Annotated in this window: 17 protein-coding genes; 12 read left to right on the forward strand and 5 right to left on the reverse strand. The window is 71.1% G+C overall.

Features of this window, described 5'->3' with window-relative positions; all coding sequences use genetic code 11:
- The first annotated feature begins 97 nt into the window (after window positions 1-97).
- From PZC42_RS17460 to PZC42_RS17485, 6 genes are all read left to right on the forward strand, one after another.
- The gene (locus PZC42_RS17460) at window positions 98-385 is read left to right on the forward strand and encodes a F0F1 ATP synthase subunit epsilon (RefSeq protein ID WP_277212882.1); all 288 of its coding nucleotides are present in this window, start codon (window positions 98-100) and stop codon (window positions 383-385) included.
- Between the two features lie 13 nt (window positions 386-398).
- A complete protein-coding gene (locus tag PZC42_RS17465; protein ID WP_277212883.1) occupies window positions 399-815 on the forward strand; it encodes a DUF2550 domain-containing protein in 417 nt (138 codons plus the stop codon).
- A 55-nt stretch (window positions 816-870) separates the two neighbouring features.
- On the forward strand, window positions 871-1566 hold the full coding sequence (gene nucS / locus PZC42_RS17470; RefSeq protein ID WP_277212884.1) for an endonuclease NucS: 696 nt from the start codon (window positions 871-873) through the stop codon (window positions 1564-1566).
- Window positions 1567-1627: 61 nt separating this feature from the next.
- The gene (locus PZC42_RS17475) at window positions 1628-2902 is read left to right on the forward strand and encodes an N-acetylglucosamine-6-phosphate deacetylase (RefSeq protein WP_277212885.1); all 1275 of its coding nucleotides are present in this window, start codon (window positions 1628-1630) and stop codon (window positions 2900-2902) included.
- 152 nt (window positions 2903-3054) lie between these two features.
- Window positions 3055-5571 (forward strand): glycoside hydrolase family 3 C-terminal domain-containing protein, encoded by a 2517-nt coding sequence (locus tag PZC42_RS17480; protein ID WP_277212886.1) that lies wholly within the window; start codon window positions 3055-3057, stop codon window positions 5569-5571.
- On the forward strand, window positions 5568-6215 hold the full coding sequence (locus PZC42_RS17485; RefSeq protein ID WP_277212887.1) for a YesL family protein: 648 nt from the start codon (window positions 5568-5570) through the stop codon (window positions 6213-6215). Before PZC42_RS17480 ends, PZC42_RS17485 begins: the two co-directional genes overlap by 4 nt.
- 114 nt (window positions 6216-6329) lie before the next feature.
- Here the strand turns inward: PZC42_RS17485 and PZC42_RS17490 are convergent, their stop codons facing one another.
- From PZC42_RS17490 to PZC42_RS17510, 5 genes are all read right to left on the reverse strand, one after another.
- A complete protein-coding gene (locus PZC42_RS17490) occupies window positions 6330-8087 on the reverse strand; it encodes a type 2 periplasmic-binding domain-containing protein (protein ID WP_277212888.1) in 1758 nt (585 codons plus the stop codon).
- Window positions 8088-8117: 30 nt separating this feature from the next.
- Entirely contained in the window at window positions 8118-9074 is a 957-nt protein-coding gene (locus PZC42_RS17495; RefSeq protein ID WP_438802965.1) for a carbohydrate ABC transporter permease, read from the reverse strand.
- Between the two features lie 15 nt (window positions 9075-9089).
- Window positions 9090-10109, reverse strand: a complete 1020-nt coding sequence (locus PZC42_RS17500) for an ABC transporter permease (protein WP_277212890.1) — start codon at window positions 10107-10109, stop codon at window positions 9090-9092.
- Between the two features lie 166 nt (window positions 10110-10275).
- Complete coding sequence (locus PZC42_RS17505) at window positions 10276-11259, reverse strand: LacI family DNA-binding transcriptional regulator (protein ID WP_277212891.1); 984 nt, start codon at window positions 11257-11259, stop codon at window positions 10276-10278.
- Between the two features lie 4 nt (window positions 11260-11263).
- The gene (locus PZC42_RS17510; RefSeq protein ID WP_277212892.1) at window positions 11264-13906 is read right to left on the reverse strand and encodes a glycosyl hydrolase family 95 catalytic domain-containing protein; all 2643 of its coding nucleotides are present in this window, start codon (window positions 13904-13906) and stop codon (window positions 11264-11266) included.
- A gap of 117 nt (window positions 13907-14023) precedes the next feature.
- Here PZC42_RS17510 and PZC42_RS17515 point away from each other — a divergent pair, with 117 nt between their 5' ends.
- The 6 genes from PZC42_RS17515 to PZC42_RS17540 all read left to right on the forward strand — a co-directional run bounded on the left by PZC42_RS17515 (window position 14024) and on the right by PZC42_RS17540 (window position 23324).
- Complete coding sequence (locus PZC42_RS17515; protein ID WP_438802966.1) at window positions 14024-16174, forward strand: beta-galactosidase; 2151 nt, start codon at window positions 14024-14026, stop codon at window positions 16172-16174.
- A 121-nt stretch (window positions 16175-16295) separates the two neighbouring features.
- The gene (locus PZC42_RS17520; RefSeq protein WP_277212893.1) at window positions 16296-17621 is read left to right on the forward strand and encodes an ABC transporter substrate-binding protein; all 1326 of its coding nucleotides are present in this window, start codon (window positions 16296-16298) and stop codon (window positions 17619-17621) included.
- A gap of 73 nt (window positions 17622-17694) precedes the next feature.
- On the forward strand, window positions 17695-18630 hold the full coding sequence (locus PZC42_RS17525) for a carbohydrate ABC transporter permease (protein ID WP_277212894.1): 936 nt from the start codon (window positions 17695-17697) through the stop codon (window positions 18628-18630).
- Window positions 18630-19532, forward strand: a complete 903-nt coding sequence (locus tag PZC42_RS17530; RefSeq protein WP_438802967.1) for a carbohydrate ABC transporter permease — start codon at window positions 18630-18632, stop codon at window positions 19530-19532. Before PZC42_RS17525 ends, PZC42_RS17530 begins: the two co-directional genes overlap by 1 nt.
- A 43-nt stretch (window positions 19533-19575) precedes the next feature.
- Window positions 19576-21876, forward strand: coding sequence for an alpha-xylosidase (gene yicI, locus PZC42_RS17535; RefSeq protein WP_277212895.1), 2301 nt, complete (start codon window positions 19576-19578; stop codon window positions 21874-21876).
- Complete coding sequence (locus tag PZC42_RS17540; protein ID WP_438802968.1) at window positions 21807-23324, forward strand: GH1 family beta-glucosidase; 1518 nt, start codon at window positions 21807-21809, stop codon at window positions 23322-23324. The genes yicI and PZC42_RS17540 overlap by 70 nt, the downstream gene beginning before the upstream one ends.
- The last annotated feature ends 220 nt before the right edge of the window (window positions 23325-23544 follow it).

Here is a 23544-nt window from a genome sequence, read left to right on the forward strand (position 1 = left end):
GGCCGGGCCCGGGCCCCCCCCCGCGCGTCCGGCCGGCCCGGGCGGAGGGCCGGCAGGACGACGTCCCACCCTCGACTGAAGAACCCTGGAGCCCGACATGGCAGAGCTGAACGTCGATCTCGTCGCGGCCGACCGCAAGGTATGGTCCGGCGCGGCGCGCGAGGTCAGTGCCCCGTCCGCCGACGGTCAGATCGGCATCCTTGCCGGCCACACGCCCCTGCTGGCGGTGTTGCGCCCAGGCACCGTCAAGGTCTCCACCGCGCCGGGTCAGGTAGCGGTCGAGGCGCAGGTCAGCGGAGGCTTCGTCTCGGTGGACGCGAACGTCGTCACGATCGTGGTCGACGAGATCACCGAGGTCGCCGGCCGCGAGAGCTCGCTGGCCTGAGGCGGGACGCACGGTGGGGTACGCGCTCGGGATCGTCATCGCGATCGCGGTGGTGCTCGCCCTGGGCTTGTTGCTCGGGGCGTCGCGCCTGCGCACGCTCTCGCGCCGGGTGGGCTCGTTCCCGTGCAGCGCCCGGCCCGCTCGGCCTCAGGCGCCGTGGTCCGCAGGCATTGCTCAGTACGGGGTGGGTCGGATCGACTGGTGGCGGTGCTGGTCGCTCGCACCACGCCCGACCCGTACCTGGCACCGCGACCGGCTGACCGTGACGGGGCGAGCGCCGCTCGACCAGGCGGGCCAGGTGGACCAGTACCTGGTCCGTTGCCGCTACGACGGGGTGGACTTCGAGCTGACCATGTCCTCGGGCGCCTACGCGGGCCTGGCGTCGTGGCTCGAGTCCGCGCCCCCGGGTCGCCGCGGCCTCGTCGTCTGACAGTCCTGCGGCCTCGGCTCCACCGGGGCCGTCCCACTGCCCACGAAGGGGGACCGTGCGACTCGTCGTCGCCCGCTGCTCGGCCCGGTACACCGGCCGACTCACCGCGCACCTGCCCTTGGCCACCCGTCTGCTCGTCGTCAAGAGCGACGGGAGCGTCCTGCTGCACTCGGACGGCGGTTCGTACAAGCCACTGAACTGGATGAGCCCACCCTGCTCCCTGGCGGTGTCCGAGCCGGACGGCGAGGCCACCGGACGGGGAGTCACCGAGGTCTGGACGGTGCAGCACCAGAAGTCGGACGATCGTCTCGAGATCGATCTGCACGAGGTGCACCACGACTCGGCGCACGACCTCGGCATCGACCCGGGCCTGGTGAAGGACGGTGTCGAGGCCCACCTCCAGGAGCTGCTGGCAGCCCAGATCGAGCTCCTCGGCGCGGGGCACACGCTGGTGCGCCGGGAGTACATGACGGCGATCGGCCCGGTCGACATCCTGGCCAAGGACGCCGACGGCGGCACCGTCGCGGTGGAGATCAAGCGTCGCGGCGACATCGACGGCGTGGAGCAGCTCACGCGCTACCTCGACCTGCTGAACCGGGACCCCCTGCTCACTCCTGTCCGCGGGATCTTCGCGGCGCAGGAGATCAAGCCGCAGGCGCGGGTCCTCGCCACCGACCGGGGGATCGGCTGCCTCCTGCTCGACTACGACGCGATGCGTGGTGTCGACGACCCGGAGTCGCGCCTCTTCTGACAACCCGACGGGTTTGGAAGGAGACTGTCCGAACCATGCCGCGGTGGTGCAGGATGGAGGAATGGTCCTCGAACCCTCGCCGCCCGTGCCGACGGAGCCCGTCGTCGCACCGGAGGTCGACGCCGTCCGCGGTGACGTCGTCACACCGACGGCCCTCGTCCGCGACGGCGCTGTCGTCGTCGCGGGCGACCGCATCGTCTGGGTCGGACCACTCGCGGAGGCGGCTGCGGCCGGTGTGGGGGACGTGGTGCGTGCGGCCGCCGAACCGGAGCCCGGCACCTACGTGCTGCCCGGGCTGGTGGACCTCCATGACCACGGCGGCGGCGGTGCGAGCTTCCCCGACGCCACCACCCGCGACGAGGCGATGACCGCCGTCCGGCAGCACCGCACCCACGGCACGACGACGATGCTCGCCTCGCTGGTGACCGCCGACCGTGCCACGCTGCTCGAGCGTGCCCGCCTCCTCGCCGACTTGGCCGACCAGGGCGAGATCGCCGGCATCCATGCCGAGGGGCCCTTCCTGGCGCCCGCCCGGCGGGGAGCGCACGACCCGTCCCACCTGCTGGCGGGGGACGTCACCCTGGTACGGGACCTGGTCGAGGCGGCCCGGGGGCACCTGCGCACGATGACGGTCGCCCCGGACGTCGAGGGCGTCTCCGGACCGGGTGGGGTCGCCGACGCACTGGTCCGTGCCGGTGCCGTCCCGTCGATCGGTCACACGGACGCCACGACGGAGCAGGCGGAGGATCTGATCGCCCAGGTCGTCGCCGGCCTGACCGAGGCTGCTGGTCCGCCGCGCCGGATGACGGCGACCCACCTGTTCAACGCGATGCGCCCGCTCCACCACCGTGATGCGGGACCGATCCCCGCGTGCCTGGCCGCAGCACGCCGGGGCGACCTCGTCGTGGAGCTCGTCGGGGACGGCGTGCATCTCGACCCGGCCGTGGTCCGCACGGTGGTGCAGACCGTCGGCGTCGACCAGGTCGTGCTCGTCACCGACGCCATGGCCGCGGCCGGTATGCCGGACGGCGCGTACGACCTCGGCCCGATGTCGGTCACCGTGACCGACGGCGTCGCGCGCGTCGTCGACGCCGACCATCCTGAGGGTGGAGCCATCGCCGGTGGCACGGCCCATCTCGTCGACGTCGTCCGTGCCGCCGTGGCGGCCGGCGTGCCGCTCGTCGCGGCCGTGCGCTGCGCCTCCTGGGTGCCGGCCGGGGTGCTGGGGCTCGACGACGTCGGAGGGCTCGTCGCCGGCCGTCGTGCCGACCTGGTGGTCACCGACCGCGACCTGGTGGTGCGAGAGGTGCTGCGCGGCGGTGTGCCGGTCGGCTGACGGCGGCGTCCCCGGGCCGTGTCGCACCGTTCGCCCGGTACGACCACGCTCCACGTTGCTCCCGGGCGCCCGAGGTCGATACCGTGTGTCGAAGCGCTTCGACTCTCTCGACGCACCGCACCGGCCGCACTGCCGCGACCTGAAGGAGACCCATGGACGTGCCACCCTTCCGTGACCACCAGCTCTCGACGCCGGAGCGCGCCCGCGACCTGCTCTCCCGGTTGACCCGCGAGGAGCGGGTGGCGATGCTGCACCAGCGCATGCCTGCCGTGGACCGGCTCGGCCTGGCGGCCTTCCACACCGGCTGCGAGGCGCTGCACGGCGTCGCGTGGCTCGGACGGGCCACCGTGTTCCCGCAGCCCGTCGGCCTCGCCGCGACCTGGGACACGGACCTGCTGCGCCGCATCGGCGACGCGGTGGCCACCGAGGTGCGAGCCAAGCACGCGGCGGACCCTCAGGTGAGCCTCAACGTGTGGGCACCGGTGGTCAACACGCTGCGGCACCCGGGCTGGGGCCGCAACGAGGAGGGCTACTCCGAGGATCCGCACGTCACGGGTCACCTGGGTGCCGCCTACTGCCGCGGTCTGCGTGGCGACCACGAACGGGTGTGGAAGACCGCCCCGACGCTCAAGCACTTCCTCGCGTACAACAACGAGTCGGACCGGTCCTCCACCAGCTCCGACCTGACGCCCCGGACCCTCCACGAGGAGGAGCTCCCCGCGTTCCGTGACGCCGTCACCTCGGGTGCGGTCGCCGCCGTCATGCCCTCCTACAACCTGGTCGACGGCGTGCCGGCGCACCTGCGCGCCGACCTGCTCAGCGAGCTGAGGTCGTGGACGGACCGGTCGCTGGCGGTCGTCTCGGACGCCGCGGCGCCCATGTTCGCCGTGACGTTGCAGCGCGCCTACGCGGACCGCGCGAGCGGCAACGCGGCGATGCTGCGCGCGGGTGTCGACTCCTTCACGGACGACGACGCGGACTCCTCCTTGACGGTGGCACGCATCGACGAGGCCCTGGGACGCGGACTGCTGACCATGGACGACGTGGACCGTGCCGTGCTGCGGCTCCTCGAGCTGCGGCTGCTCACCGGGGAGCTCGACGCCGACGGGCAGGACCCGTACGCCGGCATCGGTGCGGACGCGATCGACCTGCCCGAGCACCGGGCGCTCGCCCGCGAGGCGGCGACACGTGCCGTCGTCGTCCTGCGCAACGACGCCGCGATGCTGCCGCTGGACCTCTCCGGGTCCGTGGCGGTCGTCGGTCCGCTCGCCGACGTCGTCCTCACCGACTGGTACTCCGGGACGCCCCCGTACGCCGTCACCGTCGCCGACGCGCTGCGGGAGCGCCTCGGCGCGGGACGCGTCGTGGTCGCGGACGGCGCCGACGTCGTCGCGCTGCGCGCTGCCGGCACGGGCCGCTACGTCACGGTGACCGAGGAGGGCTCACGCGTCGTCGCCGAAGGCGTGGCGGCGCGCCCGGACAGCCGGTTCGAGGTGACCGACTGGGGTGACGGGGTGCTCACGCTCCGGTCGCAGGGCACCGGCGGGCTGCTCACGGGCGCCTCCTGGTTGCTGCGTGCCGACGCGGACCGGGTCGGAGGCTGGGAGGTCCAGGAGAGCTTCCGCCGGCACGTGCACGCCGACGGCACCTGGTCGCTGCTGCACCTGGGCTCCGGCCGGTGGGTGCGGACGCAGCGGGGGACCAGCGTGGTGTGCGCCGACGGACGCACGCTCGACGACGCCGAACGGTTCGGCGTCCGGATGCTGGAGTCGGGTGCGGCGCGCGTGGCCGAGGCGGCCGCCGCGTGCGACGCCGTCGTCGTCGCCGTCGGGAACGACCCGCACCTGAACGGTCGCGAGACGCAGGACCGCCCCCACCTGTACCTCCCGGGTGCCGCCGTGGAGATCTGGCGCGCCGCCGTCGAGGCAAACCCCCGGGCCGTGCTCTCGCTCGTCTCGAGCTACCCGTACGTCCTCGGGCCCGGCGTGGACGACGCCGAGACGATCGTGTGGAGCAGCCACGGCGGGCAGGAGCTGGGTCACGGGCTGATCGACGTCCTGGTCGGTGCCGTCGAACCGACGGGGCGCCTCGCGCAGACCTGGCCGGCGCGGCCGGAGCAGGCCGGTGACATCTTCGACTACGACACGCGAGGTCAGCAGGTCACCTACCGGCACCTGCCCGACGGCGAGGACGGCACGCCGGCGTTCGCGTTCGGCCACGGGCTGACCTTCGCCGCGGTGTCGTACCAGGCGCTCGGGCTGTCGGCCCCGGAGGTCGTGGCGCCACCTGCGACCAGGGTCCACCCACCGCTGCAGCCCGACGCGCCGTCGCCGTCCGTCGTGACGGCACGGGTGCGGGTCCGCAACGACGGCACCCGTCCCGCGGAGGAGCTCGTCCAGGTCTACTCGTTGGGCTGTGCGGACGTCGCCGTGCCGACGCCGGTGCGACTGCTGCTGGGCTACCGGAGGGTCCGGCTCGAGCCGGGGCAGGAGTTGACCGTGGAGGTCGCGTTCGACGTCGCCCGGCTCGCTGTCTGGCGGCAGGACGGGGCGGGGACGCCCGACGGTGCGCTGGAGGTCCAGCGCGGGTCGTACGAGCTCGCCGCGGGAGCCTCCAGCGTCGACCTGCCCGCACGTGCGATCCTCGAGGTCGTGGAACCGACATCATGAAGATCGACCCGGAGTCCCGCAACATCCAGGGGATCACCACCCTCATCCTCTTCATCGTCCTCAACGTCCTCTACATCGTGACCTGCCTTCCCCTGGTCACGATCGGGGCGGCCACGAGCGCGCTGTACGAGGTGACGCTGCGGTACGCGGACGATGAGCGGGGCGACCTGATCCGCGGGTACTTCCGCGCCCTGCGGACCAACCTGTGGCGGGGGACCGTCGTCTTCGTCCTGCTGGGTGTCCCCATGGCGATGCTGGCGTTCAGCGCCGTGTTCTGGCTGACCATGGACGGGCTGGTCACGGCGGTGGCCGGCGCGCTGTCGATCCTGGGGACCCTCCTCTTGGGAGCGGCCCTGCTGTACGGGCTCGCACTGGTGGCATGGTTCGACGCGTCGTTGCGGCGCACGCTCCGCAACGCGCTCCTGCTGCCGCTCGTCGAGCCGGCACGGACCATGGGGATCCTGCTGCTGCCCGTCACGGTCGCCTGCGTCGCGTACGTCCTGCCGCAGACGCTCTTCCTCGTGGCGACCATCGGATTCTCGGTCGGGGCCTACGTGAGCGCCCTCCTGCTGCACAACGTCTTCCGCCGCCGGCAGATGGACCCGTCGGAGCTGGAACCGATCAACCCGCACTCGGGCGAGTGAGGGTCTGCCACCGGAGTCCCGGACCGTGAGCACGACGAAGGGCATGGGCGCCATGGCCCATGCCCTTCGTCCTGCGGTGACGCGTCGGTGGGCGTCAGCGGTGCCGGACCTCGATCACCCGAACTCAGCGGCGACGGCCTCGCGGGACTCGTTCTGAGCCTCCGCGTTGGCCATGTCGAACTCGAGCACCGTCTCGTAGCCGAGACCGTTCGCGGTCTCCTGCATCGAGGTGAGCAGCTTGTCGAACTCGTCCTCGTTCTTGGCGAAGACCATCTTCCAGGAGTGCTCGATGATGCTGGCCTTGGCCTGGTTGCGGTTCGCCTCGACCTCGCTGGTGTCCGCGGGCGCGGTGTAGCTCGACCCCGGAGCGACGATCACCTGGTCGTTAGCCTCGAGGAACTCCACCGTGGTCGTCGCGCCACCCATCCTGGCGCTCCAGTCCTCCGTGAGCGGGTTGGCCACGGTCTCCTGGTAGCTCGGCCAGTAGGTGTAGCTGTACGGGAAGCCGATCTCGGGGTTCACGTCCTTGGGCAGCACGGTCGAGACGTTGAGGGCCGACACACCGTCGGCGTAGTCCCCGCCACCCCATTCGGCCGGCACGTCGGCGCCGCCCTCGAGGAATACCTGCCGTCCGAAGTCGGTCAGTGCCGGTTCGCCGTCGTCGCCCAGCTCCCAGGTCAGCCCTTCCGGACCCGCGGACCCCATGGTCTGCGAGGAGTTGGCCATGACACCCTCCGGCGAGTACAGCCAGTCGATGAACGCGGCCAGCCGTGCCGGGTCCTCGGCGCCGGAGCCGATGCCGAGGAACTGCTTGCCGCCGTAGACCTCGGCGCCGTACGAGAAGATCTGCTGGTCCTGCATCGGCACGAGCTCGAAGCCCTTGCCCTCAGCCATGCGCTCCTCGGTGTTGAACGCAGACTGCCCCAGCCACGGCCACCAGGAGAGGAGCACCTGCCCGTTCTGGTACTTGGAGAACATCGTGTCGTAGTTCTGCGTGGTCGACTCCGGGTCGACGAGGCCCATCTGGTTGGCCTCGAAGTAGAACTTCAGCGCGCGGACGTACTCCGAGTCGGAGTCGATGATGCTCTGGTAGTCGGACCCGTCCGCCCGGGCGAGCACGAAGCCGAGCTCGTCGTACCCGTAGAGCGTGGCCGGCTGCTTGGCGGTGACCATCATGTTGCCGTCCCAGTCGCCGAAGAGCGAGATGGCGTAGGCCTTCTGGCCGTTCTCGCCCTCGGGCTGGGCGTCCTGCATCTCCTGGAGGACGGGCAGGAGGTCCTCGAGCGTCGTGATCTCCGGGTAGCCGACCTCGGCGAAGAGGTCCCATCGCAGGTAGGGGCCGAACGTCGGATCGAGGCCCTCGGAGGGCTCGGTCGGCTTGAGGGACGAGACCGCCGTCGGGAACCCGTAGACGCCGTCCTTGTCCTCGTTGAGCTTGGCGACGGCGTCGTCGTACGGGGTGACGTTCTCCATCGACCCGTAGTAGGCCTGCGCGTCGAGCAGGAGCCCGCCCGCGATGAGCTCGTCCATCTGCTGGCCCTTGTCGGCCACGATGAGGTCACCCAGGTCCCCGCCGGAGACGCGGGTGTTGTACAGGGTGTCACCCCCGCCGGCCACGTTGGGGGCGATGATGTTGAGCTCCATGTTGAACTTTTCCTTGACGATCTCGCCGAACCAACCGCCCTGGATCCCCATGTAGTTGGCCAGCCCGTCGAAGACGTCGACCGTGATGGGGTCAGCCTCCGACCAGTCCTGGTCGATGCTCACCGGCGTGGCCGGCTCGTCGTCGCTCCCCGGCCCCGTGCAGGCCGTGAGGGAGAGAGCTCCGAGCAGCGGCGCGACCAGTATTGTCGCAACCTTCCTCGATTTCATGACACCCCTTCGTGTTTCGATGGCACGCGATCAGCCCTTGACCGCGCCGAGCATGATGCCCTTGACGAAATACTTCTGGAACAGCGGATAGATGAAGATGATGGGCAGCACGACGAGCACGGCGACGGTCATCCGGATCGACGTCGGCGTCTGCGAGGTGGCTGCGGACACGATGGAACCGAGGTTCCCCTGGGCGTTCTGCGCTGCCTGGGCCAGGCTGCTCGCCTGGTTCGTGTAGGTGTAGAGCAGGTACTGCAGCGAGTACAGCTTCTGGTCGGTGATGAAAAGCAGCGTGTCCTGGAACGAGTTCCACTGCGCCACGGCGGTGAAGATGGCCACCGTGGCCAGGATCGGTGTCATGTTCGGCAGGATGATCCGGAAGAAGATCCGGAACGTGCTCGCGCCGTCGATCTCCGCCGCCTCCTGGAGCGATCGCGGCATCGACTCGACGTAGGTCTTGACCAGGATGATGTTGAAGGGCTGGACGATCACCGGGATGATGTACACCCAGAACGAGTTCGTCAGCCCGAGGGTCTTCATGGTGATGTACATCGGGATGAGCCCGGCGCTGAAGTACATCGTGAAGATCATCAGCCGGTACCACAGGGAGCGCGCCCACATGCGCTCTTGCGTGAACATGAAGCCGAGGAACGCCGAGGCCAGCACGGTGCAGACCGTCCCGATGATGGTACGGGCGACCGAGACGATCGCCGCGCTCGTGAGCCCGTCGAGCCCGAGGATCTGCTGGTAGTTGGACAGGTGGAACCCTTGGGGGAACAGCCGGACGTCGCCGAGTGCGCTGGCGTCGTTGGCGCTGATCGAGTTGATGATGAGGTAGTAGAAGGGGTAGGCGCACAGCAGCGCCATGAGCAGGAAGCCTCCGTAGTTCACGATCGCGAACGGGACGTCCCCTCGGGTCCGCTGCATGCTCGGCGGCTTGCGCGCCCTCGTCGTCTTCACCTCGGCGGTGGACTCCGTCGTCACCATGTCTCCTTGCCGTCCCTAGATGATCGATGTGCCGCGGGCGCGCTTGGCGACCGCGTTGGCCGCCACGAGCAGGAGGACCGAGATCAGGCTCTTGAGCATGCCGATCGCGGTGGCCATCGAGAGGCTGTTGCCCGTGATGCCGATGTTGTAGACGTACAGATCCAGGACCTGGATGTACTCCTTGTTGAACGCGTTCTGGAACACGTAGAACTGCTCCATGCCGTTGTTGAGCATGTTGGCGATGGACAGCACCAGCAGGACCACGTACGTGGGCATCAGCTGCGGGAAGGTGATGTACCGCATGATCTGGAAGCGGCCCGCGCCGTCGATCCGCGCCGACTCGTACAGTGCGGGGTCGATCGCGGTGATGGCCGCGAGGTACAGGATCGCGCCCCAGCCGAGGCCCTTCCACAGGCTCCAGAGGAGCATCGTCAGCCACACGTGCTGGTCCGTGTCGAGGAACTTGATCGGTGCGGTGATGATGCCCCAGTCGTGCAGGACCGAGTTCACCAGCCCTGTGGTCGAGAAGAGCGAGAACGCGATCATGTAGACGAGCACCCACGAGATGAAGTTCGGGAGCGTCGTGAGGGTCTGGACGGAGTTCCGGAACCAGGGCGCGCGGATCTCGTTGAGCAGCATCGCGAAGAACACGGGAAGCAGCGACGTGGCGAAACCCAGGAAGCTCATCGCGAGCGTGTTCGTCAGCACCTGCCCGATCTGGCGGAGCTGGGTCGGGGAGGACACGAGCATCTCGAACCACTGGAGGCCCACGAACTCGCTGCCGCTCATGCCGAGCGCAGGGCGGTAGTCGTAGAACGAGGTGACCCAGCCCGCGAGCGGCAGGTAGGAGAACAGGAACACCAGGATCAGGAACGGCAGGATCAGCAGGAACATCGTCTTCGACGACTTCGTGCTCTTGACCTGTCGCCGGGACTCTCGAGCGCGTCCACGCTTGTCGGGGTCGGCGCGCAGCTCCCCGGGCGCGACCACGGCCGCTGCCCTGGTCGACGTCGACGTTCCTTGGGTGAGGCTCACCTGTCACTCCCTCGTGATGGATCGGCGCCTGGACGGCCATTCGTCGAAGCGCTTCGACTTTGATATCACCGCGGGCCGTCGTCGCGCAATGCTGTCCGTCAGCTGGTTGGCGTCGGCAGGTCAAATCGTTACCGAGACGTGTCCCCCGGACCGGGGGGCGACCGGGTCAGTCGCGCGCGGTCAGGACCGGGGCCAGCAGGCGGGACTCGGCCGGCTGCTTACTCTCGAGCCGAGAGAGGACCATGTCGACGGCGACGCCGCCGATGACCTCGCCGGGTATGTCGATGCTGGTGAGGGGCACGGACTGTGCCATCGCGACCGCCGTCGGGCACAGGGCGACCACCGAGACGTCCTCGGGCACGCGGAGCCCACGCTCCGCCAGCCTGCCGAGCACGTGGGGGAGTGCCCGCTCGTTGTGGACGAGGAAGCCCGTCGTCCCGGGAGCGCGGCCCAGGACGGCGTCGACGGCCCGCCGCGCGCCGTCGGGAGTGGTCTCGCAGGCCTCGACCTCGGCGGCGAGCGAGCGTTCGGCACGGGTGTGCCGGAACCCACGGATCACCCGGTCGGCGTAGCTCGTGTGCCGCGCCATGACCTCCGGCGGCGGTCCCAGCAGAGCGATCTCTCGATGGCCCGCGCCGGCGAGGTGGGCGGCGCCGAGCCTTCCGGCCGCCTCGAAGTCGAGGTCTACGCAGCTGAGCCCGGCGGGATCGCGGGGGAGGCCGATGAGCACGGTCGGCTGACGCAGGCCGCGCAGGATCGGGATGCGGGGGTCGTCCGCCTCGACGTCCATCACGATGATCGCGTCCACCATCGACCCGGCAGCCACCCGTTCCAGCCCACCAGCGTCGTCCTGCGTCAGGAGCAGGACGTCGTGATCCGCCTGGCGGGCGTGCGTCACGACGCCGGTGACGAACTGCATGACGACCGAGACATCTACCCCGGCGCGCAGCGGCACCATGAGGCCGATGACGTTCGTCCGGCTGGAGGCGAGGGCGCGCGCGCCCGCGTGGGGGCGGTAGGACAGGTCGGCGATCGCCTGTTCGACCCGCTTGCGGGTCGGCGCCGAGATCGAGCGCTTGCCGGACAGGACGTAGGAGACGGTCGAGGCAGACACTCCGGCTGCCTTGGCGACGTCCTCGATGGTGGTCACTGTCTCAGCTCCTCGGGGCAGGGTCGTGGTCCGCACGGTCCGGTCCGGGCCTCGGGTCGGACACGGTGCGCGGGTCGAAGGTCAAGATATCGCCGGCCGTGACCCGGACCCGGGTCGTACCGGTCTGAGGACCGGGCGAATTCTCTCCGGTCCGGGTCTCGGGCCGCCGGATCCCGAGCACGACCTCCACGTCGCGGTCCTTGTGTCCGTGCAGGACGACGCGTTCTGCCCGGGAGTCACGCCATGTGATGTCCACCGTGAGCCCGCCGCGCGCGTGCAAGCCGGTGACGTCGCCGTCGGGCCAGGCCGGAGGGAGTGCGGGCAGCACGTCCAGGCGGACGAGGCCGTCGCTCCGGCGGTGCGACTGGAGGAGCAGCTCGGCGATCCCCGCGGTGAGCCCGCAGTTCCCGTCGACCTGGAACGGGGGGTGGGCGCTGAAGAGGTTCGGGTACAGCCCGCCACGGTGCCCGCCGGCGTCCTCGGCCGGCCGGAGCGCCAGCAGCACCTGCTCGTACGCGCGGTCGGCCCGGCCGAGGCGGGCCCACAGAGCCAGGCGCCAGGCGAGTGACCACCCTGTCGACTCGCGACCCCGCAGGTCGAGGGTGCGCTCGACGGCCGGTACGAGGTCCGGCGTCGTGGTCGGGTCCATCGTGCCCAGCGGGAACAGGCCCACCAGATGAGACAGGTGCCGATGGTGCGGCTCTGCCTCGGGCAGGTCGTCGCCCCACTCCAGGAGCTCGCCCCGTGCTCCGGCCCGCGGGTCCGGCAGCGCGGAGGCGACGGCGGTGAGCTCCGCCACCCACGAGGCGTCGGCACCGAGGGTCGCTGCCGCGTCCCGGCACGCGTCGGCCAGCCAGCGGACCAGCACGATGTCCATCGTGGCGTTGCTCGTGACCGCGGCCGGGTGCCCGTCGGGTGCGACGAACCGGTTCTCGGGCGAGGTCGACGGGCTCGTCCAGGCGCTGACCGGCACGGGGCCGTCGCCGTCCACGGAGCGCTGGACCCAGTCCAGCACGAACTCCGCCGCGCCCTGCAGCGCCGGCCAGGCGCGGCGCAGCGACTCGAGGGCCGCGGCGTCGTCCGCGCAGAACCGGGCGTGCTCGACCAGGTGCTGGCACAACCAGACCCCGCCCATCGGCCACGCGGACCACGAGGCGTCGCCGCGCCCCGCACCGACCGGCGCGGCGTGGCCCCAGGCGTCGGAGTTGTGATGGGCGACCCAGCCGCGAACCCCGTACAGCCCGTGCGCGACCTGTGCCCCGGGTCCGGCGGCCAGGCGGCGCACGAAGCGCAGGAGCGGCTCGTGGCACTCCGCCAGTCCCGTGGACTCGGCCGCCCAGTACGCCATCTGGAGGTTGATGTTCAGCGTGTAGGCGCTGCTCCACGGCCCAGGGAGCCACGGGTTCCAGATCCCCTGCAGGTTCGCGGGCAGGCCACCCGGACGGGACGACGACATCAGCAGGTAGCGGCCGTGATGGAACGCCAGCGCGGCGAGGCCAGGGTCCGGTCGCTCCCCGGCGGCCACGATGCGTCGGTCGGTCGGCATCCCGGTGGCGTCCTCGGGCGACGGCAGGACCAGGCGGACCCGGTCGTACAGGCGGCGGTGCTCCGCGACGTGCGCCTCGAGCAGGCCCGCGCGCGCGGTGGGCGCGTCCGCGTCCGGTGCGACGGCGGCGAGCTGGTCGGTGGCCCGCACGACGGCGCTCGCGGCGTCCGGCGTCCCGGGCGGGTCGGTCGTCGCGGTGGCGAGGAGCAGGACGTGCGTCGTGGCGGGGCCGGTGCGCAGGACGCCACCGGTGACCGTGGCCAGGTCGTCGCCGACGGCCCGGACGGCCACCAGGCCGCGGCGTCCCTGGGCGGCGTCGTACCGCACGCCACCGGACTCCGGCTCGTGGCCCGGCGGGACGTCGGCCGGAAGGTCGACGACCTGCAGCAGGTCGGCCGTGCCCTCGAGCGCCGCGCGCATGCCGGCGTCCTCGACCGCCGGGCGCAGCAGGCTGCCGAGACGCACCGTCACCTGGACGGGGCGCGTCGCACGCACGGTGTGCACGACCGCCCCGCCGCGCGCGTCGGCCCAGGTCTCCTGGACCACGGTCCCGGTGCCGGCGGACGTCCAGGTGTGGGTCGCGACGCCGGTGCGCAGGTCGAGCCGTCGGGTGGACGGGACGGAGTCGGTCCCACGGGCCGTGGTGCCGCCGGCACCGGTCGCCTCCGGGGCGGACCCGTCGGGGGCTGCCACCGTGATGTCCGCCTCGGCGAGTGGCAGGTAGGCCTGCGCCCACGGTGTCTGCAGGTCGGCGAGGAGGCGCTCGGCCGTGCGCACGTCGCCGTCGGCCACCGCCCGGCGGACGGACTCGAGCCTCTCGGGGCCGGCGGCACGGACGCCCGCGAGAGGGTCCGCGCCGGGTGTGCCGGACCAGGCGGTACCGTCGTTGAGCCACAGGTGCTCGGTGCCGGGGCGGCCGGCGCACATCGCGGCTCGGTGGCCGTTCCCGACCGGAAGCGCTTCGACCCAGGCGGACGCAGGGCGCTCGTACCAGAGCTGGTGGAGGTGGTCCGGCCCGTGGGGGTCGAGGTCGTCCTGGCTGAGGTGGGCAGGGGCTCCGTCGGGTGGTGGGTCGGGGTGGCGGCGCTGGACACCTGGCATCTCCTCAGACTAGCGTGTTCGAAGCGCTTCGATAGGCCTGGGGTGTCATGCCCGGGTAGCGCCTGCGCGGTGTAGCAGCAGGCGCCGAGCGCACACCTGACGGGCACCCTCAGTGCGGTGCCGATCGACGAGGAGGCGACGGTGCCGAGCACGGACCACGCGGTGGAGCGGGCGGCCACAGGACCTGCCAGCGCCCCGGGTGGTGACACCGCGGGACGCTTCGCAGCGCTCACCGCCGACCTCGGGATCCTCTACGGCGGCGACTACAACCCCGAGCAGTGGGACCGGGCGACGTGGCGCGACGATGTGCGCCTCATGGGCGAGGCCGGCGTCAACCTGGTCACCGTCGGGGTGTTCTCCTGGGCACGCTACGAGCCGCGCCCCGGGGTGCGTGACTTCGACTGGCTCGACGAGGTCCTCGACCTGCTGCACGCGGGGGGCATCGCGGTGGACCTCGCGACACCGACCGCCTCGCCGCCGCCGTGGCTAGGTCGGCTCCACCCGGACACGCTGCCCGTCGACGCCGACGGCGTGCGGCTCGTGGCCGGGTCGCGCAACCAGTTCAGCCCGGCCTCGCGGGTCTACCGTCAGCACGCGCTGGCGATCACGCGCGACCTCGTGGCGCGGTACGCCGACCACCCCGGCGTGCGGATGTGGCACGTCGGCAACGAGCTCGGCCAGATCTGCTACGGCGACGAGTCCGCGGCCGAGTTCCGCCGCTGGCTGCGTGCGCGCTACGGGACGATCGGGGCGCTCAACGAGGCCTGGGCCACCACGGTCTGGTCCCAGCGCTACGCCGACTTCGCCGAGATCCTGCCGCCGCGACGCATGCCGTACCACGTCAACCCGTCGCAGGCGCTCGACTTCCGCCGCTACTCCTCGGACCAGCTCCGCACCCTGTACCGGGAACAGCGTGAGGCGATCCGCGCGGTCGACGCCTCCCGCCCCGTGACCACCAACCTCATGGGCTTCTTCGCCCTGGCCGACTACTGGTCCTGGGCCGGCGAGCTCGACGTGATCGCGGACGACGCCTACCCGGATCCCGGCGACCCCCGGGCCCCGGCCGACGCCGCGCTGACGTGCGACCTCATGCGGTCCCTCGGCGGCGGTGCCCCGTGGATGCTGATGGAGGCCGCGGTGGGGGCCGTGAGCTGGCGGGACCACAACCTGCCCAAGTCGCCCGAGCGGTCGCGCCTGGAGGCGGTCCAGGCGGTCGCGCGCGGAGCCGACGGCGTCTGCTACTTCCAGTGGCGTGCCGCGCGGGCCGGCGCCGAGCGGTTCCACTCGGCGATGCTGCCGCACGCCGGGGCGGACACCCGTGTGCACGACGGCGTGCGCCGCGTCGGCGGCGACCTGGCGCGGCTGCGGGGCGTCGTCGGGGAGCGGGTCGCGGCGCGCGTCGCGATGCTCTTCGACTGGGAGTCGTGGTGGGCGGCCGAGGAGCAGGCCGGGCCCACGCGGCGGCTGCGGACGCTGGACCAGCTCCGCGCCTGGTACCGGGTGTTGTGGGACGCCGGCGTCGCCGTGGACCTCGCGCGGCCGGACGCGGACCTGACCGGGTACGACGTGATCCTCGTGCCGCAGTCGTACCTGCTCCCGACCGGTGCGGCCACGGCCCTCACGGAGGCGGTCGCGCGTGGCGCGAGCGTCGTCGTCGGACCCTTCACCGGGGTGGCCGACGAGAACGCGCACGTGCGGACCGGGCGCTTCCCCGTCCTGCTGCGCGACCTGCTCGGCGTCAGCGGGGAGGAGTGGGTGCCCCTGCCCGACGACGGGGTGCCGCTCGTGCTCGACGAGCGATGGCCGGGCGCGGGCGGCCGGGGCGTGCCGGACGCCGGCGGTGTCGGGGGCGCTGCCGGCCCCCGTGCGTCAGTCCTCGGAGAGCTCCTGCGCGCCGACGGGGCAACGGTCCTGGCGACGTTCGCCGACGGGCATCTCGCCGGCGGTGCCGCGGTGACGCGGGTCGTGCGCGGTGCGGGGGTGGTCTGGTATGTCGGCACGGTGCTCCCGGAGCCGTTGCTGCGGGACGTCCTGGTCGAGGCGCTGGACCGTGCCGCGGTGTCGGGTGCGATCGAGGGGACCTCCGGTGCGAGCGGGGTTGAAGCGATTCACCGTGGCGATACCCTGTTCGTCCTCAACCACTCGAGCGAGTCCGTCCAGGTCCGGCTCGACACGCCGGCGGTCGACCTGCTGAGCGGTCTCACCTGGACGGACGTCGTCGTCGTTCCTGGTGGCGATGCGGTCGCGCTGGTGCCGCCGCCCGCCTGAGGGCGCCCGGGGCCGGAAGCGACCTTGACTCGCTCGCCCTGCTCGCTGATACTCGATCATCGAAGCGCTTCGACGATGCCGTAGCGCACTCCGGTTCAGCCGGACTCGACGAGGAGGACCGATGAGATACCGCACCCGCAAGATGTCGACGACCGCCGCACTGGTGGTGCTGCCCCTGGCCGCCCTGACGGCCTGTGTCGGCGGGGGTGGTGGCGCCGACCCGGCCACCGGTGGCGACACCGACGACGAGACGCTCACCATCTGGCACTACGAGAACGACGACTCCGCGATGGGTCAGGCGTGGGCCGAGGCGATCGAGATCTTCGAGGCCGAGCACCCCGACGTCACGGTCGACGTCGAGAAGCAGACCTTCGAGCAGATCCAGAAGAACGCCAAGATCGTCCTCACGGGCGACGACGTCCCCGACGTCATGGAGTACAACAAGGGCAACGCGACCGCGGGCCAGCTCGCCTCCCAGGGCCTGCTCACCCCGCTGACCGACGTCGCCGAGGAGAAGGGCTGGGCCGACAAGCTTCCCGGCTCGCTCCAGACCACGGCCAGGTACGACGAGTCCGGCCTCATGGGCTCGGGCGAGTGGTACGGCGTACCCAACTACGGCGAGTTCGTCGGCGTGTACTACAACAAGGACATGTTCGCCGAGCACGGCCTCGAGGTACCGACGACGCTCGAGGAGCTCGAGCAGGTCCTGGCGGCCTTCGAGAAGGAGGGCATCACGCCGCTCGCCGAGGCCGGCGCCGAGTATCCCCTGGGCCAGCTCTGGTACGAGCTGGTGCTCGCGAACTCCGAGCGGGGCTTCGTCGACCAGTACCAGCTCTTCGAGGGCGACGTCGACTTCCACGGCCCGGAGATGACCGCCGCGACCGAGAAGCTCGACGAGTGGATCAAGGCCGGCTACGTCGCCAACGACTCGGCCGCGCTCACGGCGGAGGACATGGGCGTGTCGTTCATCAACGGCACCTACCCGATGATGGTGTCGGGCTCGTGGTGGTTCGGTCGGTTGGTCGCGGAGATGGAGGACGACTGGGGTCAGTTCAACTTCCCCGGCAACCAGCTCCACGCCGGCTCGTCCGGCAACGTGTGGGTCGTCCCCACGAACGCGGACTCGAAGTCGCTCGCCGCTGAGTTCATCGACATCACGCTGCGCCCCGAGGTGCAGGAGGTGTTCGCGCAGACCGGCGGCCTGCCCGTGGCCGGTGACGCCTCGACGATCGAGGACGAGCGGACCAAGGAGCTCACGGAGAACTTCCAGGCGATCCTCGACGCGGACGGTCTCGCGTACTACCCCGACTGGCCGGTGCCGGGCTACTACGACGTCGTCGTGAGCCAGCTCCAGTCGCTCGTGAACCAGTCCAAGTCGCCGTCCGAGGTGCTCGACGGCCTCGAGTCGGCGTACGTCGACGGCAAGGCCGACCTGCTGGGCAGCTGACGCCGCGGCGGGGTGCCGGGCGTATGCCCGGCGCCCCCGCCACCGGTCCCAGCACCTGAAGAGGAGCTCGAAGATGCCCGCACCCGTAGTCACCCGCGCCCGGCGCCGCCGGCCCGCGTGGCTGCCCTACCTGCCGTACCTGATCCCCGGCGCGGTCCTGTTCGTGGTCGTCATCGGGTACCCCCTGTTCACCAACGTCTACATCAGCCTCTACTCGTGGCGGGGCGGCCTCGCACCGCTGCAGTGGGTCGGGTTCGGCAACTACGCCGAGCTGTGGCAGGACTCGGCCTTCTGGACGTCGTTCCAGAACTCCGTCGCGATGATCATCGCGATGGTCGTCGTGCCGACCCTCATCGGGCTCGTGCTCGCGGCCGTGCTGTTCGACTACCTGGGCCGCCGTTTCGGTGGCCGCGCGGCGGCGGTGCTGCGCGCGACGTACTACCTGCCGCAGATCCTGCCCGTCGCCGTCGCGGGCGTGCTGTGGAACTGGATCCTCAACTCCCAGACCGGTGCGCTCAACGTGATCCTGCGCGGCCTGGGCGTCGAGAACCCGCCCAACTGGCTCGGTGACCCCTCGGCGGCGTTGCCGAGCGTGATGCTCGTGCTCATCTGGGTGCAGATCGGCTATCCGGTGGTCATCTTCATGGCCGCGCTCCAGCGCGTCGACCCCGAGCTGCACGAGGCCGCCGAGCTCGACGGCGCGGGCTGGTGGCGCCGGTTCCGGGCCATCACGATTCCGCAGATCCGCCCCGAGACGTTCGTCGTCACCCTCACGTGCACCGTGGCGGCGCTCAAGGTCTTCGGCCCCATCTACGTGCTCACGCGCGGTGGCCCCGAGAGCTCCACGCTCGTGCCGAGCTATTACTCCTACCTGAACTTCTTCGACAAGTCGCGCGTCGGCTACGGCGCCGCGGTCGCGACCGTGCTGACGGTCGTGATCATCCTCGTGGCCGCGGTGATCCTGTCGCTGCAGGCCCGCGCCGAGCGACGTGAGGAGGCTGGTCACTGATGGTCGCCACGACCGACACCGCCGCCCCGACGACGGCCAGCACGGGGGACCTGCGGGCGATGCGCCCCGGCGCCCGCCACCGCCGAGGCGTCGCACGCTGGTTCGTGCTCGCGGGCGCCGTCGTCGTCGCGCTCGCGATGCTCGCGCCGTTCGTGATCATGGTCCTCAACGCGGTGAAGTCGCCCGCCGAGTACTCCCAGGACGGGCCGCTGAGCCTGCCCAGCCACCTCTACCTGGACGGCGTCCTGAACTTCTGGAACCGCGTGGACTTCCCGGTCAAGCTCTGGAACTCGTTCTTCATCTCGGCCATCGTGGCTGTCGCCGGGACGCTCATCTCCTTGCTCAACGCCTACGCGATCGGCATCGGACGCATCAAGGGCCGGCTGTGGATCGTGATGATCTTCCTGCTCGCCAACATGCTGCCGCAGGAGGCGCTGATCTACCCGCTGTTCGACATGGCGCGTCAGGTCGGGCTCTCGAACTCGCAGTGGTCGGTGATCATCATCTTCACGGTCATCCAGTCGGCGTTCGGGACCTACCTCCTGGCGTCCGTGCTGGGCACGTTCCCCCCCGCCTTGCTCGAGGCGGCAGCGCTCGACGGTGCGGGCCGCTGGCGGATCCTGTGGAACGTGGTGTTCCCGATCGTGCGCCCCACGCTCGGGGTCCTGATGATCTTCTTCTTCATCTGGACCTGGAACGAGTTCTTCATCCCGCTGGTCATGCTGACGACCAACGACACCCAGACGATCCCGATCGCGCTCGCCTCGCTGCAGGGCGACCGCATGATGGATGCACCGACGACGAACGCCGGTGCACTCATCTCGCTCCTTCCTGCACTGATCTTCTTCCTGCTCTTCCAGCGCACCCTGACCCGGGGCGTCACCGCGGGAGCGGTGAAGTGAGCTCGACGCCCCGCACCACCACCGACGAGAAGGTGAACCGACCATGAAGTTCACGGACGGCTACTGGCAGTCCAGACCCGGCATCCACCCGCTGTACGCCGTCGAGGTCGACGACATCCGGGTCGACGAGGCCGCCGGCACGATGACGGTCTATGCGCCGACCACCGTGGTCCGCCACCGCGGCGACACGCTCAACCGGCCGCTGCTCACCCTGACCTACTCCTCCCCGGCGCCGGGTGTCGTGACCGTCCGGGTGGAGCACCATGCGGGTGCGGTGCGGCGTGGCCCGGACTTCGCGGTGCACGCCGAGCCCGGGTTCGTCCCGGTGGTCAAGGTGGACGAGACCGCCGGCGTCCTGGAGACCGGAGGGCTCACCGTGCGGGTGCACCGGCGGGGCCCCTGGCGCGTGGACTTCGAGCACAACGGCCAGGTGATCACCTCGAGCCTGCCCAAGTCGGTCGCCGCGATCTCGGCGGACACCGGTGACCACTGGGTCCACGAGCAGCTCACCTTGGCGCCGGGCGAGCACGTCTACGGCCTGGGGGAGCGGTTCGGTCCGTTCGTCAAGAACGGCCAGGAGGTCGACGTCTGGAACGCCGACGGCGGCACGTCCAGCGAGCAGGCCTACAAGAACGTCCCGTTCTACGTCACCTCCGCCGGCTACGGCGTCTTCGTCGCGCACCCGGAGAAGGTGTCGCTGGAGGTGGCCTCGGAGGTCAACTCACGGGTGCAGCTCTCCGTCCCGGGCCAGTCGCTCACCTACCACGTGGTCGCGGGGCCGACGCCGAAGGACGTGCTGCGGCGCTACACCGCGCTCACCGGCCGTCCGCCGCGGGTGCCGGCCTGGTCGTACGGGCTGTGGCTGTCGACGTCGTTCACCACGGACTACGACGAGAAGACGGTCACCTCGTTCATCGAGGGGATGGCCGAGCGTGACCTCCCGCTGAGCGTCTTCCACTTCGACTGCTTCTGGATGCGCGAGTACCAGTGGTGCGACTTCGAGTGGGACCCGCGCACCTTCCCCGACCCGGAGGGCATGCTCGCTCGCCTGCACGAGCGGGGCCTGAAGGTGAGCGCGTGGATCAACCCGTACATCGCCCAGCGCTCGCCGCTCTTCGCCGACGCCGCCGAGCGCGGCTACCTGCTGCGCACGGCCGACGGCGGCACGTGGCAGTGGGACCTGTGGCAGGCGGGCATGGGACTGGTGGACTTCACCAACCCGGAGGCGACCGCCTGGTACCTCGGGCACCTGGAACGTCTGCTGGACCAGGGCGTGGACTGCTTCAAGACCGACTTCGGCGAGCGTGTCCCCGTCGAGGGCGTGGTCTGGCACGACGGCTCCGATCCGCAGCGGATGCACAACTACTACGCCCAGCTCTACAACGAGGCCGTGTTCGGGCTGCTCGAGCGCCGCCGTGGTACCGGAGAGGCGGTGGTGTTCGCCCGGGCCGCTACGGCGGGCGGGCAGCAGATGCCCGTGCACTGGGGCGGCGACTGCGACTCCACCTACTCCGCCATGGCGGAGTCCCTGCGCGGTGGCCTGTCGCTGGCGATGTCCGGGTTCGGGTACTGGAGCCACGACATCGGCGGGTTCGAGGGGACCCCGGACGCCGGCGTCTTCAAGCGGTGGCTCGCCTTCGGGTTGCTGTCGAGCCATTCGCGGCTGCACGGGTCGTCGTCGTACCGGGTGCCGTGGGCCTTCGACGACGAGGCTGTCGACGTCGCCCGGCGGTTCACGCACCTGAAGATGCGACTGATGCCCTACCTGGGCCGGCTCGCCGAGGAGGTCGTGGGTGCCGGCACCCCGATGATGCGGCCGATGGTCCTGGAGTTCCCCGAGGATCGCGGGACCTACGGCGTCGACACCCAGTACATGCTGGGCGACTCGCTGCTGGTGGCGCCGGTCCTGCGTCAGGACGGCACGGCCGAGGTGTACGTGCCCGAGGGGCGGTGGACGCACCTGGACGTCGGCACGGTCGCCGACGGCGGCCCTGTCGACGGTTCGGTCGTGACCGGTCCGCGATGGGTCACTCAGACGCACGGGTTCGCGAGCCTGCCGCTGCTGGTCCGAGCGGGTAGCGTGCTCCCTGTCGGTGCCCGCACCGACCGTCCCGACTACGCCTGGGCAGAGGGCGTGACGCTGCACTGCGTGGAGCTGGCGGTGGGTCACGACTCCGAGGTCAGCGTGCCCGGTGGCGCGGGCGCACCGGCAACCTTCCGTGTACGACGCACCGAGAGCGCCGTCATCGTCTCGAGCGGGAACGCTCCCACGCGATGGGCGGTCCAGGTCGGTGGCCTGCGGACCGAGGCGAACGGTCCGGGAGAATTGAGGATCGACCTGTGAGCACCATCAGCACGACCGGGCAGTTCCCGGACGGTTTCCTGTGGGGGACCGCGACCGCGGCCTACCAGATCGAGGGGGCGGCCGCCGAGGGCGGGCGCGGCCCGTCGATCTGGGACACGCTGAGCCGCGTGCCCGGCGCCGTCCAGGGTGGCGACACCGGAGACGTCGCCTGCGACCACTACCACCGCTGGGCCGAGGACGTCGACCACCTGGCGCGGCTCGGGGTCGGGGCGTACCGGCTGTCGATCTCCTGGCCGCGCGTGCAGCCGGGCGGTCGGGGGCCCTTGAACCCCGAGGGCGTGGAGTTCTACCGGAACCTGCTCGACGCGCTCCGGGAACGGGGCATCACCCCGTACGTGACCCTCTACCACTGGGACCTGCCCCAGGAGCTGGAGGACGCCGGTGGCTGGGCAGCGCGCGAGACGGCGAACGCCTTCGCCGACTACGCCCGGGCCATGGCTCAGGAGCTCGGCGACCGCGTCGCGTTGTGGACCACGCTCAACGAACCCTGGTGCTCGGCCTATCTCGGCTACGCCTCGGGCGTGCACGCACCGGGTCGCACCGAGCCGGCGGCGGCGCTTGCGGCCGTACATCACCTCAACCTCGCCCACGGCCTGGCCGTGGCCGCCATCCGTGACGAGCTGCCCGGGGCGGCCTGCTCGATCACGCTGAACCTGCACGTGCTCCGCGCGGCCTCGGACTCGTCCGCGGACGCCGACGCCGTGCGGCAGATCGACGGCCTGGCCAACCGCGTGTTCCTCGGGCCGCTGCTCGAGGGTGCCTACCCGGCCGACGTGCAGGCGGACACGGCGGGCGTCTCGGACTGGTCGTTCGTGCACGACGGCGACCTCGACGTCGTGCGTCAGCCGTTGGACGTGCTGGGGGTCAACTACTACTCCTCGACCCGCGTGCGCCGGTTCGACGGCGAGGGGGAGCCGGTGCGGGCCGACGGGCACAAGACGACGGCGGCCTCGCCGTGGGTCGCCGCCGACGACGTCGAGTTCCTGCCGCAGCCCGGCCCGCACACGGCGATGGGCTGGAACGTCGAGCCCGGGGGGCTGACCGAGCTGCTGGTGAGCCTGCACGAGCACTACCCGGACCAGCCGCTCGCCGTGACGGAGAACGGCGCGTCGTTCACCGACGAGGTCGTCCAGGACCCCGCGCTGGGGATCGCGCGGGTGCACGACGTCGCGCGGGTGGCCTACCTGCGTGACCACGTGGCCGCCGTCGCCGCCGCGATCGACGCGGGCGCGGACGTGCGGGGGTACTTCGCGTGGTCGCTCATGGACAACTTCGAGTGGTCCTACGGCTACTCCAAGCGGTTCGGGATCCTGCACGTCGACTACCCGACGGGTGAGCGAACGTGGAAGGACTCGGCCTACTGGTATTCCCGGCTGGCCCGGACCGGTCGGGTCCCTGCGGTGTTCGAGGCCGGCCCGCTCGCCTGATCCCCGGCGACGCGCCCGGGCGTGCGCGACACGCGCGGGCGCGTCGAGTGTGAGGAAGATCTGAGACTCACCCGCGGCCACCGTCGTCCGCGCCCGCTGATGACCGTGCACAGGGTGTGGACCGTGCTCGTCCACGGCTGTGGACGAGCAGCCGCGAGGCGCACGAGATGGCCGTCCGGAAGCGGTCGCGCCGGTGGATCGAGCGGTGGACGAACCGGGG

Source organism: Isoptericola croceus, from assembly GCF_029382255.1.
Taxonomy (GTDB): domain Bacteria; phylum Actinomycetota; class Actinomycetes; order Actinomycetales; family Cellulomonadaceae; genus Isoptericola; species Isoptericola croceus.